This is a genomic window from Arthrobacter sp. 05T420 (genome assembly GCF_056396305.1).
On sequence record NZ_JBFTLG010000005.1, the window covers coordinates 1 to 18061 of the forward strand.

Genomic DNA, 18061 nt, shown 5'->3' on the forward strand with positions numbered 1-18061 from the left:
CGAAACTCAACCGCCGGCCCCGGCCCACCCTGAACCTGGAAACCCCAGCCAACCGGCTGAACCAGCTGCTGCACGCAGCCTAACCCCCTGCGTTGCTCCCACTGATTGACTTTGCCCCCTCCGGATGGGCGCCAAGTGACCCCGCGTTGCTCTGGAGGCGGTGGACTAGGCTTGTTCAGTGACCCGCCTGATTCTTGCCTCCCAGTCCCCCGCCCGCACCAAGCTGCTCAGCCATGCCGGCATCCGGCACGAGGTCCTCGTCTCGGATGTGGACGAGGACGCCGTCCAGGCCCGCTACGGCGTGACGGATCCGCATGACACCGCCCTGCTGCTCGCCCGGGCCAAGGCCGAGGCCGTCGCGTCCCTGCCTGAGGCGGACGGCGCACTCGTGATCGGCTGCGACTCGGTCTTCGAATTCGACGGCGAGGCCCACGGCAAGCCCTACACGGCCGACGTCGCCCGCGAACGTATGCTCCGCATGAGCGGCAACATGGGCGTCCTGCACACAGGCCACTGGCTCGTGGACTGCCGCGATACAGACAGCGACACCGACGGCGAAGGCACGGACGACGGCGTCCCCGCCGCACGCGGCACCGGCGCCACCCTGGGCTCGGTATCCTCCGCCGAGGTGCACTTCATGGAGATGAGCGCCGAGGAAATCGAAACCTACATCGCCACCGGCGAGCCGCTCCAGTGCGCCGGCTCCTTCACGATCGACGGCTACGGCGGGGCGTTCATCCGCAAGGTCGACGGCGATCCCCACACCGTCGTCGGGCTCTCCATCTCCACCCTGCGCGCGCTGCTTGGACAGGCAAATGTGGGCATCACCGAGCTCTGGACCGGCGGGGCCGTGGATCCGGCGGACGTCCGAGCCGAGTAAAGACCGATCAAGAACCGAGTGGGCCGGAGTGAGCCAATTAGCCGCCCTTTGTGGCAACCCTACAAAGGAAGGGCCGTATACGCGCGGAATCCGCAAGTAATATCGGCGGAACCCTCAAAAGCGCGCTAGGCTCCCTGAAGGAAAGAAGGAGACGCCTTGTCAGCAAATTCGGAGCAGTCCGCACCCACCGTGCCGGGATCAACACAGTCATCTACAGCCGCGGGCACCCGCCGGCTGACCAAGGTGCTGATCGCCAACCGCGGAGAAATTGCGGTGCGCATCATCCGCGCCGCCCGCGATGAAGGCATCGCCTCGGTGGCTGTCTACGCCGACCCCGACCGCGACGCCCTGCACGCCCGGCTCGCCGACGAGGCCTACGCACTCGGTGGCAACACCGCCGCGGAGTCTTACCTCGTGATGGACAAGATCATCGACGTCGCCCGCCAGTCCGGCGCGGACGGCATCCACCCCGGATACGGGTTCCTGGCCGAGAACGCCGAGTTCGCCGCCAAGGTGATCGATGCCGGCATCACGTGGATCGGGCCCTCCCCCGAAGCTATTTCGGCCCTGGGCGACAAGGTCCAGGCACGCCACATCGCCGAAAAAGTCGGCGCCCCGCAGGTCCCCGGCACCGCCGACCCGGTCGAATCCGCCGCGGAAATCCTCGAGTTCGTGGACAAGTTCGGCCTGCCGGTGGCCATCAAGGCGGCCTTCGGCGGCGGCGGACGCGGCATCAAGGTGGCCCGCACCCGCGAGGAAATCCCCGAACTCTTCGAATCCGCCGTGCGCGAGGCCACCGCCGCCTTCGGCCGCGGCGAGTGCTTCATCGAGCGCTTCCTGGACGCACCGAGGCACGTCGAGACCCAGTGCCTCGCGGACGCCCACGGCAACGTCGTGGTGGTCTCCACCCGCGACTGCTCGCTCCAGCGCCGCAACCAGAAGCTCGTCGAAGAAGCCCCGGCCCCCTTCCTCACCGAAGAGCAGAACCGCCGGCTCTACGAATCCTCCAAGGCCATCCTCAAGGAGGCCGGCTACCTTGGCGCCGGCACCTGCGAATTCCTCGTCGGCCAGGACGGCACCATCTCCTTCCTCGAGGTCAACACCCGCCTTCAAGTGGAGCACTGTGTCTCCGAGGAAGTCACCGGAATCGACCTCGTCCGCGAGCAGTTCCGGCTGGCCCGCGGCGAGGAGCTCGGCTACGGCGACCCGGAAGTCCGCGGCCACTCGATCGAATTCCGCATCACCGGCGAGGACCCGGGCCGGAACTTCATGCCCGCCCCGGGCACCATCACGCGGCTGTTGAACCCCACCGGCCCCGGCGTCCGCATCGATTCCGGCGTGGAACAGGGCGATGTCATCAGCGGCAACTTCGACTCCATGCTCTCCAAGCTGATCGTTACCGGCGCCACCCGTACGCAGGCCCTGCAGCGGGCCCGGCGGGCCCTCGAGGAAATGGTGGTGGAAGGCATACCCACCGTCATCCCGTTCGACCTCGCGGTTGTTACCAACCCCGATTTCGCACCGGTCGACGGCGCGTTCAAGGTGCACACGCGCTGGATCGAGACCGCCTTCGTCAATGACATTCCCGCCTGGACCCCCACCGGTACCGAGGCTGAAGCGGCCGACGCCGGCGACCGCCAGCGCGTCGTCGTCGAGGTCGGCGGCAAGCGCCTCGAAGTCGTACTGCCGGCTTCCCTGGGCTCGGTCAGCAACACGGGCGGCTCCAAGCCGGCCAAGGTCAAGAAGCGCTCCCGCGGCGGTGGCGCTGCCGTGGCCGCGAGCGGCAACGCCCTGACCTCCCCCATGCAGGGGACCATCGTGAAGGTGGCCGTGGCCGAAGGTGACACGGTCGCTGAGGGCGATCTCGTCGTCGTGCTCGAAGCGATGAAGATGGAACAGCCGCTTACCGCCCACCGCGCCGGGATCGTGATCGGCCTCGCCGCCGCGGCTGGCGAGACTGTAGCCGCAGGCGCCGTGATCGCCATGATCGAGGACGGCGACGCACAGTAAGCGACTGCATGACGCGGCCGGTCGCGGGCGCGCCTCTGGCGCCCCCGTGACCGGCCGGTAGAGACTTGGAGTGTGAAGCCATTCCTGCTCCTCGCCTCGCGCGCTGAAGACACCGCCGCCGAGGACGAATACCTCGCTTATCTTCGCTACTGCGGACTCAAGCCGGAGCAGTTGCACCGCATCCGGATGGAAGCCGCCCCGCTGCCTGACCTGGAACTGTCCGACTATTCGGGCGTCATTGTAGGCGGCAGTCCCTTCACTTCCAGCGACCCGGCCGAGCATAAGAGCGCCGCCCAGCACCGGGTGGAGCGTGAACTCGCGGTGCTGCTGGACCGGATTGTGGCCGAGGACTTCCCGTTCCTCGGCGCCTGCTACGGCGTCGGCACGCTCGGACTGCACCAGGGCGCCGTGATCGACCGGACGTATGGTGAAGGGCTCGGCGGCGTAACCATCAAACTGACGGCGGAAGGGCTGCAGGATCCCCTCCTGCGCGGACTGCCGGAGAGCTTCATTGCGTTCACCGGCCACAAGGAAGCCTGCACCGTCCTGCCCGCCCACGCGGTGCTCCTGGCGAGCTCGGCCGCCTGCCCCGTGCACATGTTCCGGATCAAAACCAACCTGTACGCCACCCAGTTCCACCCTGAGCTGGATGCCGACGGGCTCGTGACGAGGATCGATATCTACCGCCACGCCGGGTACTTCCCGCCGGAATCGGCCGAAATGCTCATGGAAGACGCCCGGCGGTTCACCGCGACGGAACCGATGAAAATCCTGCGGAACTTCGTGGAGCGCTACGCGAGCTAAACCCCTGCCGCTTGCCGTCCCGCTTGCCGCGCCGCGCGTTCCTGCCCGGTTGCTTTCCGGCCGACACGGAAATGCCCGGCGTGTTCGAGGAACACACCGGGCATTTCCGTCAGCAACTGGGCTGGAGCGTCAGGCTACGTTGTTGGTGTAGTCGAGATCGCGCGTTTCCTTGCTCACAAACAGGGCAATCAGCGTCAGCACGGCCATGGCGGCGAGGTAGACACCGACCAGCGCCGGGCTGCCCTTGCCCACTTCCCAGAGCCAGACGGCGATGAACGGGGCCACTGCCGCACCCAGGATGCTGGAGAAGTTGTAGCTGATGGCCGAGCCGGTGTACCGGACGTTCGTCGGGAACAGCTCCGGCAGCAGCGCACCCATGGGCCCGAACGTCAGGCCCATGAGGGAGAACCCGATGATCAGCAGCGCCATGGTGCCCACGAATCCGGCGCTGAACAGCGGGACGAACAGCAGGCCGAACGCGATGATACCGACCGTCACGGCGATGAGCATCTTGCGGCGGCCGAACTTCTCGGCCAGGGGACCGGAGACCAGGGTGAAGATGCCGAAGAACACGACGCCGACAATCAGCATCCAGAGGAAGTCGTTGCGCGTGTAGCCCAGGCCTGGGACAAACGCCGCGGCCGCGGCCTCGGTCATCGGCTTGCCCGCCTTCTCGGCTGCAGCCTTGGCGGCATCAAGGCTGGAGGCCCGGGTTCCGTAGGTCAGCGTGAACGTGGTCATCAAGTAGAAGAGCACGTAAGTCGCGAGCATGATGAACGTGCCCAGGATCAGGTGGCGCCAGCTGCTCTTAAAGACCCGGGCGAGAGGCAGCTTGGCGACCTCATTGGATTCGATGACCTTCGTGAACGCCGGGGTTTCGATCAGCTTGAGCCGGACGTAGAGGCCGATGATCACCATGACAGCGCTGAGCAGGAACGGCACGCGCCAGCCCCACTCCATGAAGGCCGTCGGCGACAGGGTGTAGCTGAAGACCAGGAAGATCACGTTGGCGATGATGAAGCCGATCGGGGCCCCCAACTGCGGGAAGGTGCCGTAGATGGCGCGCTTGTTGGCCGGGGCATTCTCGGTGGCCAGCAGGGCCGCACCGCTCCACTCGCCACCGAGGGCAAGGCCCTGGAAGAAGCGCATGACGACCAGGAGGGCCGGAGCCCAGAATTCCCATCCGTCCACCTTCGCCGTCGGCAAGCAGCCGATCAGGAAGGTGGCAATACCCATGGTCAGCAGCGAGGCCACGAGGGTTCCCTTGCGGCCGAACTTGTCGCCGAAGTGGCCGAAAATGATCGAGCCGAGCGGGCGGGCGATGAACGCCACGCCGAATACAGCGAAGGATGCCAGCAGCTGGGCGGTCTCGTTCTGCGCCGGGAAGAACAAGGAGGGGAAGACCAGCACGGCAGCGGTGGCGTACACGTAGAAGTCGTAGAACTCGACGGTGGTGCCGATCAGGCTGGCGACAATCACGCGGCCGCGCGAATTCACCTGCTTGGTGGACCCATGCTCCGCGGAGGTTGCAGTGGATGACATGTAGTAACGCTTTCATGAAGACCGGTCGGATGTTCCCCAAGAGCCCGATGCCCGGGGCCGCCGGCTAGGGATTCGTATATGTCCGATAATAGTTCCCACCGTCCAGTCAATGGACAAATAGTCCGTTATTTGGACGCCGTGTCGTTGTCTCACGTGGTGGTCGTCACACCTATTCTCACACCGTCATAAAAGCCCTGATAGGCAAAAGTCACAGCGCGTTAATAAAGGGCGACCGTCCCGGAAACGCGGCATCCCTACTTTGGAAGGACAACACCCCCCAAGGAGGTCTCCCAAGTGACTGCTGAACGCACCGCCGAAATCGGCACTGCAGATGCCGGCGCCGCCCGCACCGGCGCCCTTACCCTCGACCACCGGCCCGGCCGCTGGATCGCCAACTGGGATGCAGAAAACAAGGAACAGTGGGAATCGGCCGGCCGCTCCATCGCCCGGCGCAACCTGAACTGGTCCATCTTCGCCGAGTTCCTGGGCTTCGTGGTCTGGCAGCTCTGGTCGATTGTGGTGGTACAGCTCCCCGCGGCCGGCTTCACCTTCACCACCTCGGAAATCTTCTGGCTGATCTCCATGCCCAGCCTGGTGGGCGCCACGCTGCGGATCCCCTACACGTTCATGGTCCCCCGCTTCGGCGGCCGCAACTGGACCATTGTCTCGGCCCTGCTGCTGCTCATCCCCTCGATCGGGCTGGCCATGTGTGTCTCCAACCCGGAGACCCCGTTCGGCACCATGCTGTTCGTGGCCGCCCTCGCGGGCTTCGGCGGCGGCAACTTCGCCAGCTCGATGGCCAACATCACTTTCTTCTACCCGGCCCGCGAAAAGGGCTGGGCGTTGGGGCTGAACGCCGCCGGCGGCAACCTCGGTGCCGCCGTCGCACAGCTGGCCGTTCCGATTGCCATCACCCTCCTGGCCGCCGGCACCGTCAACCTGCCCGTGGCCGGCCTCATGTGGGTCCCGCTGATCCTGCTCGCCGCGTTCGGCGCCTGGAAGTACATGGACAACCTCACCAGCGCCAAGGGCGATGTCGCGGGCTCGCTCGCCGCGCTCAAGGAGCCTCACCTGTGGATCATGGCGCTGCTGTACATCGGCACATTCGGCTCGTTCATCGGCTTCGCCGGTGTGTTCCCCAAGCTCATCAAGGACTACTTCCCGGCGTTCTCCTCGATCGGCGTCGGAACCGTGGCCCTGTCCCTCGCTTTCCTCGGCCCGCTGGTCGGCTCGCTGGCCCGCCCCTACGGCGGACGCATGGCGGACCGCATGGGCGGCGCCCGGATGACCGTTTCCGCCTTCGCTGCCATGGCCGTCATCACCCTCACCATGATCTGGACGCTGCCGCTGAAGAACTTCTGGCTGTTCCTGGGCCTGTTCCTGCTCCTCTTCACCGCCAGCGGCTTCGGAAACGGTGCCACCTACCGGATGATCCCCATCATCTTCGCCACCTCAAGCCGGGCAGCAAAGTCAGGTGCCAGCACGGTAACCACCCAGCGGCTCGCGTCCTCGGCCCTGGGCCTGGTCTCGGCCATCGGCGCCTACGGCGGATTCGTCATCCCGCAGGTGCTCAACGCCTCGAACTCCGCCAGTGGCTCCTACACCCCGGCGTTCTACGGATTCGTAGGCGCCTACGTCCTGATGCTGGCCGTCTGCTGGTTCTTCTACATCCGCAACGCCAACCGAAATGCGATGGGACACGTCTAACATGACCAAAAGCGCCGACACGCACTGCCCTTACTGCGCCCTGCAGTGCGCCATGACGCTGACGTCTCCAGCGGCTCTGACCCCGGCTGTCCAGCCGGGGTCAGAGCCCGTGACGGAACAAACTGCACCCGCCGTCGCCGCACCGCTCCTGACAGTCGCCGGACGGGACTTCCCCACCAACCGCGGCGGCCTGTGCCGCAAGGGCTGGACCTCAGCCTCGCTGTTGAACCACACCGGCCGCGTCACAGAGCCGCTGCTGAGGGGCGCCGACGGCGTCCACCGCCCGGTCAGCTGGGACGAGGCCCTGACGCGGATCGTCGCGGCCGTGAAGCAGGCCCGCGCCGGGCACGGGTCGGACGCCGTCGGCGTGTTCGGCGGCGGCGGCCTCACCAATGAGAAGGCCTACCAGCTGGGCAAGTTCGCCAGGCTGGCCCTGGGCACCTCGCGGATCGACTACAACGGCCGGTTCTGCATGTCCTCGGCCGCCGCGGCCGGCATGCGCTCGTTCGGCCTGGACCGCGGGCTCCCGTTCCCGCTGGCGGACCTCAATGCCGCCAGCACCATCCTGATGCTCGGCTCCAACGTGGCCGAGACCATGCCGCCCTTCGTCCAGCACCTCCAGGGTGCGCGCGACGCCGGCGGGCTGATCGTCGTCGACCCCCGCCGCTCCGCCACCGCGGCGTTCACTTCCGACGGCGGCGGCCTGCACCTGCAGCCACTGCCCGGCACCGACCTCGCCCTGCTCCTGGGCATCTCGCACGCCGTGATCCACGAAGGCCTCGCCGACGCCGGGTACATCGCGGACCGGACCTCCGGCTACGAGGCCGTGGCCCGCAGCGTCGGAAGCTTCTGGCCGGAACGGGTCCAGTCGATCACCGGCGTCCCCGCGGGTCTGATCCGTGAAACCGCCCGGCGGCTGGCCGACGGCGCCCACAAGGGCGGCAGCTACATCCTCACCGGCCGCGGCGTCGAACAGCACGTCGACGGCACTGACACCGCCACGGCCGCCATCAATCTCGCCCTCCTGCTGGGCCTGCCGGGCTCCGCACGCAGCGGCTACGGCACGCTCACCGGCCAGGGCAACGGCCAGGGCGGCCGCGAACACGGGCAGAAAGCGGACCAGCTCCCCGGCTACCGGAAGATCACCGATCCCGCCGCCCGCGCCCACATGGCAAAGGTCTGGGACGTACCCGAAACCCTCATCCCCGGCCCCGGACTCCCCGCCGTCGAGCTTCTCAAGTCCCTCGGACAGCCCGACGGCGTCCGGTGCCTCTTCGTGCACGGCGCCAACGTGGCGGTGTCCGCCCCGGATGCCAACGCTGTGATCGCGGGCCTGCGCAGCCTGGACTTCCTGGTGGTGTGCGACTTCTTCCTCTCCGAGACCGCTGCCGAGGCGGACCTGGTCCTGCCGGTCACCCAGTGGGCCGAGGAAGAAGGAACCCTGACCAACCTCGAGGGCCGCGTGCTGCGCCGCCGCCGGGCCCTCACTCCCCCGCCCGGTGTCCGCAGCGAGCTGTGGATCATGACCCGGCTGGCCGAACTGCTGGAGGCGCCGTCCACGTTCAGCGAGGACCCGGAAACCGTGTTCGAGGAACTCCGGCTCGCGTCCTCCGGCGGCCTGGCCGACTACTCCGGGATCGACTACGCCATGCTGGACCGCGGCGAGGCCGCCTACTGGCCCTACCCCGCCGGAAGCGACGGAACGCCGAGGCTGTTCCTGGACGCCTTTGCCCATGCCGGCGGCCTGGCCGTGTTCACGGCGGTGACGCCCCGACGTCGTGCGCCTTCTGCCGGCGCGGCCCCGGTGGCCGCGGCGGAACGCGCCGGCGCTCAGCAGTCCGGAGCGGACTGCGCCGGGAGGCCGATGACGCTCATCACCGGCCGCCTCATGGAGCACTACCAGTCCGGCGCGCAAACCCGCCGGGTGGCCGCGCTGGCCGAAGCCCAGCCGGAGGCGCGGCTGCAGCTGCACCCCGCCGCGGCCGCAGCCCAGGGCATCAGTGACGGCGACTACGTCTCGATTTCCAACGAGCGCGGCGTGGTCAGCTGCCGTGCCGAGCTGAGCGCGGACATCCGGCCGGAGACGGTGTTCCTGCCGTTCCATTTCCCGGAACTTGAGAGCGCCAACCGGCTCACAGAGGCCGCCACGGACCCCATTTCCGGGATGCCCGAGTTCAAGACCAGCAAGGTGTGGATCCGCCGGGCGGTTTCCGGAGACGCTCTCTCCGGGGGCGCGGCCGGCAATCGCAGCGGCGCTCCGGCCCGCGTTCTTCAAGCAGAGGAGACCTCATGACTGAGCGGATTGTGGTGGTGGGCTTCGGGCCCGTCGCCGCGAGGCTGATCGACGAGTTGCTGCCGGCCGTGCGCAGCGGCATCGCGCACCTGACTGTGGTCGGGGAAGAGTCCGAGGCGGCGTACAACCGCGTGCTGGTGGCTGATCTTGGCGTCGGACGCACCACGCCGGCAGCCTTGGCCCTCGCCGACGCGGCGGCGCTGGTGGCCGACGGCGTCGATGTCCGGCTGGGCGTCCGCGTCCGCCGCGTGGACCGTGCCCGGCAGCGGGTCTTGCTGGGCGACGGCACCTCCCCCGGCTACGACCGGCTCGTCTTCGCCACGGGTTCGCGCCCTGTCATCCCCAACCTCACCGGGCTCAACCCGGACCCGGCCGCGCCGGTGCTGCCGCCGGGCGTGACCGCCCTGCGGGATCTCCGCGACGCGGCCGTGCTCCACGCTGCGGTGGCGGGCGGCAAGCGCGTGGTGGTCCTGGGCGGCGGTGTGCTGGGTCTGGAGACGGCCCTCGCCGCGGCCGAGGAAGGCGCCACCGGGACCGTGGTGCACAACGGCCCCCATCCCCTGGGCCGGAACATCGACCGCGGCGGCGGCTCCGTGCTCGCGGCCTCCTTGCGGAATTGCGGCGTGCGGGTGGCCGGCAACGCCCGCTCTGTCGGCGTGGAACACAACGCGCCCGACGGCGGCTTCTCGGCCCTGCTGCTCGATGACGGTTCCGCGATCGACGGCGACCTCCTGGTGCTCTCCTGCGGCGTCCGGCCGCGGACCGAACTGGCGGAAGGCTGCGGTCTCTCCACCGCCGCCGGGATCCTGGTGGACCACAAGCTCCGCGCCCACCACGAGCCCCACATCTTTGCGATCGGCGACTGCGCCGAGGTCCGCTGCCCGGACCCCGAGTGCGTTCAGTGCCGGACCTCGCGCGGCCCGTCGGGGCTGGTGGGGCCGGGCTGGCGGCAGGCCGAATGGCTCGCCGACTATCTGACCCTGTTGGCATCCGGCGCCGACGCGGAGGCCGAGGCACTAACCTCCCTTCCCGCGGAACTGCCGGGCGTGATCGTGCTCAAGGCCCGCGGCATGAACATGGCCGTGGCCGGGGTTGTTGCCGCAGACCCGTGGGACGAGGAAGCCCTGACCGCCGGGGCCGTGAACGGCCGGGCCAGGCTGCAGATCGCCCAGTGGGCCGATCCCGAGCACGGCCGCTACGTCAAGATGACCACCCGTGCCGGTGTCCTCGAAGGCCTCGTGTCCGTCGGCATGCCCCGCACCTCGGCCGAGCTGGTGCAGCTGTTCGAGCGCGGCGCCGAACTCCCTGCGGACAGGTCACTGCTGCTGCGCCTGGACGGACCGGACCAGGCCGCCAGGGCGGGCTCCGTGGACCCTTCCCGGACGGTCTGCCGGTGCGCCGGCGTCAGCGGGACGGCCATTGCTTCTGCTGTTACCGAGGGTTGCGGGACGGTGCCCGAGGTATCCGCGGCCACCCGTGCCGGCACCGGCTGCGGCGGGTGCCACGACGACATCAAGGGGATCATTGAGACCCACTTTCAGGGCGCGGTTGCCTAGGCAGGAGTCCGGACGCCGAACAAGGCGGAGGCACACGTCAGAAACGGTGCCGCGACGCACCGCTGAGCCGGGCCATGGTTCCGACGCCCCGGAGGTGGAATACCCTTCTTCGTCGGACACCGGCGCGGCCGCTCACCCTTTGCGGCGCCCAGCCGCCCCGGACTGTTTTACTGCGCTGTGTTGTCGAACATCGCCTGCCACTGGGCATGCTCGCGGCCCGCGTCCAGCCGGCGGTTAGCAGTCCACCTGGGCAGATATTCGGGCGAGGGCAGCTCCCGGGCAGGCTTGGGCTTGGAACTAGACTCAGGCCGGGTCCGCACAGGCCTGGCCGCGGGCCGGGTCGTGACAAATCTGGCCGCAGGCCGGGCCTGGACGGGCTTCCGGGGGTAGTTCGGCTTCGGACCGGCCAGCGTCCAGTTGACCACGGCTCGCATGATGAGCACGAGCACCCACAGGCCAATCCCCGCCAAGATGTATTGCCAAAACACCACCAGTAACAAGATGGCCAAGAGTACAAAAATAAACATGGCGACATTATGCCTATGCGGAACGCTTGGAGGTAGGGGCCTTCCTCCCTGATCGCCGGCATGGGAGATGTCGTCCGTATGGTTCTCCCCGTCGTAAGGATGCAGGAACTGAGTCGGAGTGCCGGTCCATCCGCGGGCGGCAGACCCTGAACTGCGTTAGGTCAGTTCCCGGACGGTTTTCCACTGGCTGATCCCTGCAGCCGCTGCAGGTTTTGTTCGTCGGCGTCTCCGACCCGCAGGGCACTGGCCGGAGCCGGGCCCAGAACTGGCGGCAAAGCGGGGCCCTGTCGTTGAATCCGCCCACCGCGTCTGGTGAGCACCGCCGTCGCCACTCCTCCCAGCAAGAGCAGTCCGCCAGCCACTTCCGTAGCCGAGGGCACCTCCTGCAGGGCCAGCCACGCGGCGCTCATCCCCACGACCGGCACTAGCAGCGTAAAAGGGACCACGGCCGACGGCGAGTATTTCGCGAGCAGCCGGTTCCAGATCCCGTAGCCCACCAGTGAAGCGAAAACCGCAGTGTAGAGCGCGCTCAGGACAGTGGCGGGTTGGAGGTCTCCGATCGTTGCGGTGATGGCATCGGGACCATCGATGATCAGTGAAAGTCCGGCGAGCGGGAGCGGGACCACCGCACCGGACCAGACCACCAGCCCAAGCCCCGACGCCGCCTTGGCTTTGCGCGCAACCACGTTCCCCACAGCCCAGGAAAGCGCCGCGGCCAGCACAATGACGAAAGGAAGTAGCGGGGCAACGGCGCTGCGGCCCACCGCCACTACCGCCAGGCCGGCGACGCCAAGTACGACGCCGGCCAACTGACGCCCGCTGGGCCGCTCGCCAAGGAACACGGCGGCCAACAGAACCGTAAGCAGAACCTGCGCCTGGAGTACCAGGGAGGCCAGACCAGCCGGCATGCCCAGCGCCATGGCCAGGTACAGCAGCCCGAACTGGCCGGCGCTCATGAAGAGTCCGACGCCGACAATTGCTGCCCAGCTGACCTCAGGCTTGCGCACGAAGAAGATCCAGGGGAAGACCACCAGGACAAACCGCATGGCCACGAACAGCAACGGCGGAACGTCGCGTCCGTTGCTGTGGAGGCCCAAGTCGATGGCCACGAAGTTTAGGCCCCACAAGACAGCGACGAGGGTGGCAAGCAAGGAATGGCGAAGGTTCACGCTCCCCACCCTGACAGAGAGGAGCATGAAGCACCAGCGTTGATTCATACCGGATAGCATGTACGTTTGCTTCATGATAGACATCGGAGCGCTCCGTGCGCTGGCAGCGATTGAGCACCATGGTTCCGTCATTGCAGCATCAGAGGTGATGGGCTTCAGCCCGTCGGCGGTATCGCAGCAGATCAAGAAGCTGGAAAAGCAGACCGGCTTCTCGGTCCTGGAGCGGCATGGCCGAGGGGTGCTGCTGACGGAACGCGGACTTGCCCTGGCCGCTTATGGGCGCCGCATTCTCGCCGAACTGGAAGAACTCCAGTCCACGCTCCTGGCCGATCCCGCCAAACCGTATGGCCGCCTAAGGGTGGTGTCCTTCTCCACCGCGTGCCGGGGGCTGGTGGGGCCGATGCTGGGCATGCTCTCTTCCTCCGGAACCGATCTGGACGTCACTGTGCTGGCTGAGGACCCACGTGAAGCGGTGGCACGCGTAGCCGGCGGCGAAGCTGACCTCGGCATCGTCCACGACTGGAACTCCGTCCCGCTTGTGATCCCTGAGCATGTGGTGCTCGAGTGGCTTTGCGATGACATCGCGGATCTGCTGGTTCACCGCAACCATCCCCTGGCAGGAAGGGCGGAGGTGGAAGCCGCCGATATGGTTGATGAGCGCTGGATCAGCACCCCGCACGGCGCCATCTGCAACGAGGCCCTGTTGCGGATTTTTGCCGATCTGGGTCGAGTCCCGGATATCCAGGTCTACGATCCGGACTTCGCAACCCACATCGCGCTGGTGGAGCAAGGGGCCGTGGTGGCGCTCGTGCCTCGTCTCGGCAGGCCAGCACTGCCCGCGGATGTGGTCACTGTACCGGTCCATCCCGTGCCGGCTCGTCATGTGGGGATCGTGCACCGCAAGACCATGACCGAAAGCCCGGGCATTCAGCACCTTGCCGGCCTCCTGCGCAAGATTGCAGGCCCAGCTGCAAGCTAGAGCCATGTTTTCCCATGCTGCCGGCTGTTTGATCGCCCGCTCGCGCCCAGCCTATGCGACGGACTGATCCTGCTCTGGGGGTGAGAATTCGAGAACCCCCAAGCCAACGGGAAGTGGGCCTTTCTCCCCTTGGCACGGCAGCCGTGGTGTGGATGGAATGATCGTAGGCTCCGTTCGTCAGCAGGAGGCATCCCATGAACGTTCCGATTATTCTGGCGCTTGCCGCGATCGTTGTGTTCGCCGTCGTCGTGGTCATGACGCGAGACAAGGATCCGCAGCTGCGGGCCGCAGTGCTGCTCCGGACCGGGGCGGCCATCATGGCGGTCTTCACGGTCCTCGCGGGAATCGTCATTGTTGGCGACTCGCTGCAGAACCCCGGCGGAACGGCCGCGATGCTGATTACCCTGGCCTGGGTGGTGCCGATGCTCATCCTCGCGGTCGCGGCGTGGTTCTGGCCGGCTCCTACCGCTCCCCTGCTGCTCGCACTGTCTTCCGCCTTCATCGCCGCCTGCGTGTGGTTGGCCTTCGACCCCGCGGCCCTGCGCAGCTTCGTCAGCGAAAACGGACCCCTCATTGCCGTCAGCGTCGTCGCGCTTGCCTTCCCGGCCGCCGTACTCGGCCTGAAGCGGACCGTGCTGGCCGGCTGGCTGCTCGTAGCCCTCGGCGTGCTGCCGCTCGTGATCACGGTCATCGCAAGGTCTGGCCCGGTCGGATCGATCGTCGCTGCCAGCGTGATCCCCCTGATCGCGGGAATCAGCTACCTCCTCTCCGACCGGATGGCCCACGGGCGCACAGCATCCGGGAAGCAACAGGCAACCACCGCCTGAAAACGTCCGGTTACCCGGCCGCGTAACGCGAATCGGGCCGGAAACAAACGGCGGGTAGCATCGGGGGCATGGACGCCGACGACGACGACATCACCGAAGAACTGCTGGCCGACGCCGGGAAACTCACCGGGCTGAGCCTGGAACTGCTGGGGCTCGATCCGCACCCGGACGACATGACGGCGGAGCAGCGGCTCCAGTTTGATCCCGAGGACCTGGCCGAGATGGCCGCCGTCTCTCCGGTCGACCGTCACATAGCCGTGCGCCAGACACGCCTGCTGGCCGGACTCCTGTGGAACTCCTCCAGCATCCTGATCGACCAGTTGTTCCGCGACCTCGGAACGCTCAGCACGCTGGACGGTATCACGCCGGCCGACATCGCCGGGACCTCGGTCCTGTCCTCGCTGCCGCCGCAGTTCGCGGCCAGCTACGACGCGAAATTCACCCAGAAGTTCGTTGTGGTCGCGGCAGACGTCACAGCGTCCCTGGTCCGGGGCTGGACCGCCCCCGGATGCCTTGCAGCGGAGCTTGCCGTCCGTTGCCTGCTCGATCAGGCGGAAATCACCGAGGAAATCTACGAACTGGACCTTCCGGAGGACTGGCGGGCCGACGTCGAGGAAGTTCTGTTGGAGGATGCCGACAGCGAAGCGCTGTACTCCGAGAACCTCGATGTTCTCGAGGACGACGCCGCAAGTCTGGGCTTCGAAGAGTGGTTCAAGCCCTTCGCCCCCGGCGACACGGTTCCGCCGTATGCCTACTCCTGAGCCCTATTTCTGAATCCTGCACGTCTGAATTCCGCACCTGAGCCTGCCCCTGACGCTCGGCCCTACTTCTGACTGCCCGGCTTGGCCATCCACGCCAGATAGTCTTCCGTGAAGCGCTGGACGCCATCCCACTCGGTGTAGACATAGTCACGGCTGGTGTCCGTATCCGGGGAGCCTTTGTCCTTGGCGATCTTCTTCATCAGGTGCCTCTTGATGAAGCCGTAATGGGTGTACAGCAACGCGCCGGCGAACAATCCGACGTGGGCGGGCCGCCACCCCGTGGTCTCCTCGAATTTCTCCACGTAACCCTCGGCGTGTTCCTGGTCTCCGTGGGCGGCCGTGCTGACGGACACCAGTGCGGAAGGCAAACGCTCGAGCTCGCCGCGGTTCTTCTTCACAAAGTCCGTGACATGCCCCTCGTGTTTGCCCATATGAACGGAAGCGGCCACGATGACGCCGTCGTAGCCGGCCGGGAGGGTGTCGCCGGCATGTTTGAGGTCCGCCGTCTCTGCCTGGTGCCCGTGCGCCCGGATCAGCTCGGCCATGTAGTCAGCAATCTGCGCTGTCTGTCCTTCAACGGTGCCATAGGGGATATAGACGTTGGCCATGAACCCATGATGTTCGCGGCCGGCAGTGGCGGGGTACGGCCGAAGGTCCCTGGGCCATTGCGGCACTTCCCTCCTCAAGGCCGTGCTCATGACGACCGTGCTCTTGACGACCGTGCTCTTGACGACGGCGGCCCGCCGACATGAGATTGACCCAGGCCCGGTCCGGTTCTTGTGCGACCGGCCGGTACACAGGCATCCACGACGAAAGGACACCACATGACCCTGCTCGACTCCGCCCACTGGGAGGGCAAGATCTACGTCAACGGCTGGCGGCCCGGCAGCGGCGGGACCGGCGACGCCGTCGAACCTGCAACGGGCGAGTCGTTGGGCCACTATGGCGTTGCCTCCGTGGAGGACGTCCGCGAGGCCGCCGCCGTGGCCGCGAAAGCGCAGAAGGAATGGGCCGCCCGTAATCCGGAGGACCGCGCCGCCGTGTTGCGCCGCGCGGGACAGCTCTGGGAGGAGCATGCTGCGGAAATTCAGGACTGGATCGTCAGGGAATCCGGTGGTATTCCGCCCAAGGCAGGGCTGGAAACCCATATCGCCGCCAACGAATGCTACGACGCCTCGGCCCTGCCTTCCCTCCCGGCCGGCGATGTGCTGACCTCGAACGAGAACCGCTGGTCCTTTGCCCGGCGCCGCCCCGTCGGCGTCGTCTCGGTGATCGCGCCCTTCAACTTTCCGCTCATCCTCTCCATCCGCGCCGTCGCCCCGGCGCTGGCACTCGGCAACGCCGTGCTGCTAAAGCCCGACCCGCGCACGGCGGTCTGTGGCGGCGTCACCCTGGTTCGGGTCTTCGAGGAGGCTGGCCTTCCCCCCGGCCTCCTGTCGCTCCTGCCCGGCGGCGCCGATATCGGCGCCGCCGTCGTCGAGGCGCCCGAGGTCCGCGTCGTTGCCTTCACGGGGTCGACGGCGGCGGGCCGCAAAGTGGGCGAGGCGGCCGGCAGGCTGCTCAAGCGTGCCCACCTGGAACTCGGCGGGAATAACGCCATGATCGTGCTGCCCGGCGTTGACCTCCCCAAGGCTGTTTCCGCCGCCGCGTTTGGCTCCTTCATGCACCAGGGGCAAATCTGCATGGCATCCGGCCGGCATATCGTGCACGCGGACATCTATGAGGAGTACGTCAGTGCCCTGGCGGAAAAGGCTCGGCATTTGCCGGTGGGCGACCCCAAGAGCGGAACGGTGGCACTCGGCCCGGTGATCGACGAGAAGCAGCTCCACCGGGTGGATACGATCGTCCAGGACGCGGTCCAGGGTGGAGCGCGGCTCGCAGCAGGCGGCAGCCATGACGGCCGCTTCTACCGGCCCACTGTGCTCGCCGACCTCGACCTCGCCAGCCCGGCGTGGAAGGACGAAATCTTCGGTCCCGTAGCCCCGGTGATGAAGTTCTCCACCGTGGACGAGGCTGTGGCTCTGGCCAACGACAACGAATACGGGCTCTCGATCGGGATTCTGGGCGACGTCGGCATGGCCATGACGATCGCCGACCGGCTCGACTCCGGCAAGGTCCACATCAACGAACAGACCGTGTCCGACGAGGCCAATTCGCCCTTTGGCGGGGTCAAGAACTCGGGCAACGGCTCGCGGATCGGCGGCCATCACGCCAACATGGAATCCTTCACGGAAATTCAGTGGCTGACCATGCGGCCGGACATCGCACCATACCCGTTCTAGGGCTCGAACACTCCTAGGGGTCGAATACGGACGAGCCGATCATGAAGATGCCGCGCTGCGGGATCCAGAAGTCGCCGAGCCTGTCTTGGACAGGAAGGGCCGCGGTGTGTCCCAGGCTGTGCCCTTTGAGGTGAGCCGTGCTTTCGCGGACAAACCACATCCGCCGCGGGCGCGCCCCAAAGCTTTGGCCGTTGGGCACTTTGCCCGTCAATCCGAGGTGCCCCGCCCCCAGCACCGGCCCGGCGATGGCCCCCATGACGCGCAGGAACGTCCGGCTCCGCCACAGCCGCTCCGGAACGGCGCCGGACACCGCGGACATGAGCCGGGTGACCGGGGTCGCCGCCAGCGTCAGGTCCCAGCTCAGGTCCACCCCGTCAGCGACCTCCACGCTGAAGGAGTAGTCGTCGCGCCATCGGATCGAGACCCCGCCCGTCGACGCCACTCCGAGGGCGCTGCCGAAGTAGCGGGGGCAGGAGGACCCGGGCCCAACGGTGCTGTGCATCGTCCAGACCCCGGCAGGGTCACGGATCCAGACAGAGTTGTACCCCGGGCCGACCGAGGAGGCCGGAAAATGCCGCAGGGCAAGGATGTAGCCGGAGCTGAACGGAACGCCCATCACGCCGTAGCCGGCAAAGCATTCCGCCGGGCCGGAGGGCAGCACGGGGTGCTGGTCCACGGAGTCAACAACAGTGCGGGGACTCTGCATGGCTACGGCCTCCGTTTG

Annotated in this window: 15 protein-coding genes; 10 read left to right on the forward strand and 5 right to left on the reverse strand. The window is 67.2% G+C overall.

The window, feature by feature from the left end:
• Positions 1-178: 178 nt before the first annotated feature.
• The 3 genes from AC1DEM_RS06315 to AC1DEM_RS06325 all read left to right on the forward strand — a co-directional run bounded on the left by AC1DEM_RS06315 (position 179) and on the right by AC1DEM_RS06325 (position 3694).
• Entirely contained in the window at positions 179-880 is a 702-nt protein-coding gene (locus AC1DEM_RS06315; protein WP_476883664.1) for a Maf family protein, read from the forward strand.
• A gap of 156 nt (positions 881-1036) precedes the next feature.
• The gene (locus AC1DEM_RS06320) at positions 1037-2890 is read left to right on the forward strand and encodes an acetyl/propionyl/methylcrotonyl-CoA carboxylase subunit alpha (protein WP_476883665.1); all 1854 of its coding nucleotides are present in this window, start codon (positions 1037-1039) and stop codon (positions 2888-2890) included.
• Positions 2891-2962: 72 nt separating this feature from the next.
• Positions 2963-3694, forward strand: a complete 732-nt coding sequence (locus AC1DEM_RS06325; protein ID WP_476883666.1) for a glutamine amidotransferase — start codon at positions 2963-2965, stop codon at positions 3692-3694.
• A gap of 129 nt (positions 3695-3823) precedes the next feature.
• Here the strand turns inward: AC1DEM_RS06325 and AC1DEM_RS06330 are convergent, their stop codons facing one another.
• Positions 3824-5236, reverse strand: a complete 1413-nt coding sequence (locus tag AC1DEM_RS06330; RefSeq protein WP_476883667.1) for an MFS transporter — start codon at positions 5234-5236, stop codon at positions 3824-3826.
• Positions 5237-5530: 294 nt separating this feature from the next.
• On the opposite strand from AC1DEM_RS06330, the gene AC1DEM_RS06335 reads away from it, so the two are divergent.
• Genes AC1DEM_RS06335 through AC1DEM_RS06345 form a run of 3 tightly spaced genes read left to right on the forward strand, consistent with a single transcriptional unit; the run spans position 5531 to position 10792 of the window.
• Positions 5531-6943: an MFS transporter gene (locus AC1DEM_RS06335; protein ID WP_476883668.1), complete on the forward strand. Its 1413-nt coding sequence runs from the start codon at positions 5531-5533 to the stop codon at positions 6941-6943.
• 1 nt (position 6944) lies between these two features.
• Positions 6945-9236, forward strand: coding sequence for a molybdopterin oxidoreductase family protein (locus AC1DEM_RS06340; RefSeq protein ID WP_476883669.1), 2292 nt, complete (start codon positions 6945-6947; stop codon positions 9234-9236).
• Complete coding sequence (locus AC1DEM_RS06345) at positions 9233-10792, forward strand: FAD-dependent oxidoreductase (RefSeq protein ID WP_476883670.1); 1560 nt, start codon at positions 9233-9235, stop codon at positions 10790-10792. The genes AC1DEM_RS06340 and AC1DEM_RS06345 overlap by 4 nt, the downstream gene beginning before the upstream one ends.
• A 167-nt stretch (positions 10793-10959) precedes the next feature.
• On the opposite strand, the gene AC1DEM_RS06350 is transcribed toward AC1DEM_RS06345, so the two are convergent.
• Together AC1DEM_RS06350 and AC1DEM_RS06355 are read right to left on the reverse strand one after the other, a co-directional pair.
• The gene (locus AC1DEM_RS06350) at positions 10960-11319 is read right to left on the reverse strand and encodes a hypothetical protein (RefSeq protein WP_476883671.1); all 360 of its coding nucleotides are present in this window, start codon (positions 11317-11319) and stop codon (positions 10960-10962) included.
• A gap of 161 nt (positions 11320-11480) precedes the next feature.
• Positions 11481-12488 carry an EamA family transporter gene (locus AC1DEM_RS06355; protein ID WP_476883672.1) on the reverse strand — a complete coding sequence of 336 codons (1008 nt, stop codon included), beginning with the start codon at positions 12486-12488 and terminating at the stop codon, positions 11481-11483.
• A 73-nt stretch (positions 12489-12561) separates the two neighbouring features.
• Here AC1DEM_RS06355 and AC1DEM_RS06360 point away from each other — a divergent pair, with 73 nt between their 5' ends.
• From AC1DEM_RS06360 to AC1DEM_RS06370, 3 genes are all read left to right on the forward strand, one after another.
• Positions 12562-13467 (forward strand): LysR family transcriptional regulator, encoded by a 906-nt coding sequence (locus AC1DEM_RS06360; protein ID WP_476883673.1) that lies wholly within the window; start codon positions 12562-12564, stop codon positions 13465-13467.
• Between the two features lie 194 nt (positions 13468-13661).
• Positions 13662-14294: a hypothetical protein gene (locus AC1DEM_RS06365; protein WP_476883674.1), complete on the forward strand. Its 633-nt coding sequence runs from the start codon at positions 13662-13664 to the stop codon at positions 14292-14294.
• Between the two features lie 68 nt (positions 14295-14362).
• The gene (locus AC1DEM_RS06370; RefSeq protein WP_476883675.1) at positions 14363-15055 is read left to right on the forward strand and encodes a hypothetical protein; all 693 of its coding nucleotides are present in this window, start codon (positions 14363-14365) and stop codon (positions 15053-15055) included.
• 62 nt (positions 15056-15117) lie between these two features.
• On the opposite strand, the gene AC1DEM_RS06375 is transcribed toward AC1DEM_RS06370, so the two are convergent.
• Complete coding sequence (locus tag AC1DEM_RS06375; RefSeq protein WP_476883676.1) at positions 15118-15663, reverse strand: flavodoxin domain-containing protein; 546 nt, start codon at positions 15661-15663, stop codon at positions 15118-15120.
• A gap of 216 nt (positions 15664-15879) precedes the next feature.
• Here AC1DEM_RS06375 and AC1DEM_RS06380 point away from each other — a divergent pair, with 216 nt between their 5' ends.
• Positions 15880-17337, forward strand: a complete 1458-nt coding sequence (locus AC1DEM_RS06380) for a benzaldehyde dehydrogenase (protein ID WP_476883677.1) — start codon at positions 15880-15882, stop codon at positions 17335-17337.
• A 13-nt stretch (positions 17338-17350) separates the two neighbouring features.
• On the opposite strand, the gene AC1DEM_RS06385 is transcribed toward AC1DEM_RS06380, so the two are convergent.
• Complete coding sequence (locus tag AC1DEM_RS06385) at positions 17351-18043, reverse strand: hypothetical protein (protein ID WP_476883678.1); 693 nt, start codon at positions 18041-18043, stop codon at positions 17351-17353.
• Positions 18044-18061: the final 18 nt, after the last annotated feature.

What these genes read in the sequence shown, in the direction of transcription:
- AC1DEM_RS06330 (WP_476883667.1), bottom strand. Translation starts at nt 5,236, where the DNA reads ATGTCATCCACTGCAACCTCCGCGGAGCATGGGTCCACCAAGCAGGTG.
- AC1DEM_RS06340 (WP_476883669.1), top strand. Translation starts at nt 6,945, where the DNA reads ATGACCAAAAGCGCCGACACGCACTGCCCTTACTGCGCCCTGCAGTGC.
- AC1DEM_RS06345 (WP_476883670.1), top strand. Translation starts at nt 9,233, where the DNA reads ATGACTGAGCGGATTGTGGTGGTGGGCTTCGGGCCCGTCGCCGCGAGG.
- AC1DEM_RS06350 (WP_476883671.1), bottom strand. Translation starts at nt 11,319, where the DNA reads ATGTTTATTTTTGTACTCTTGGCCATCTTGTTACTGGTGGTGTTTTGG.
- AC1DEM_RS06360 (WP_476883673.1), top strand. Translation starts at nt 12,562, where the DNA reads ATGATAGACATCGGAGCGCTCCGTGCGCTGGCAGCGATTGAGCACCAT.
- AC1DEM_RS06365 (WP_476883674.1), top strand. Translation starts at nt 13,662, where the DNA reads ATGAACGTTCCGATTATTCTGGCGCTTGCCGCGATCGTTGTGTTCGCC.
- AC1DEM_RS06370 (WP_476883675.1), top strand. Translation starts at nt 14,363, where the DNA reads ATGGACGCCGACGACGACGACATCACCGAAGAACTGCTGGCCGACGCC.
- AC1DEM_RS06375 (WP_476883676.1), bottom strand. Translation starts at nt 15,663, where the DNA reads ATGGCCAACGTCTATATCCCCTATGGCACCGTTGAAGGACAGACAGCG.
- AC1DEM_RS06380 (WP_476883677.1), top strand. Translation starts at nt 15,880, where the DNA reads ATGACCCTGCTCGACTCCGCCCACTGGGAGGGCAAGATCTACGTCAAC.
- AC1DEM_RS06385 (WP_476883678.1), bottom strand. Translation starts at nt 18,043, where the DNA reads ATGCAGAGTCCCCGCACTGTTGTTGACTCCGTGGACCAGCACCCCGTG.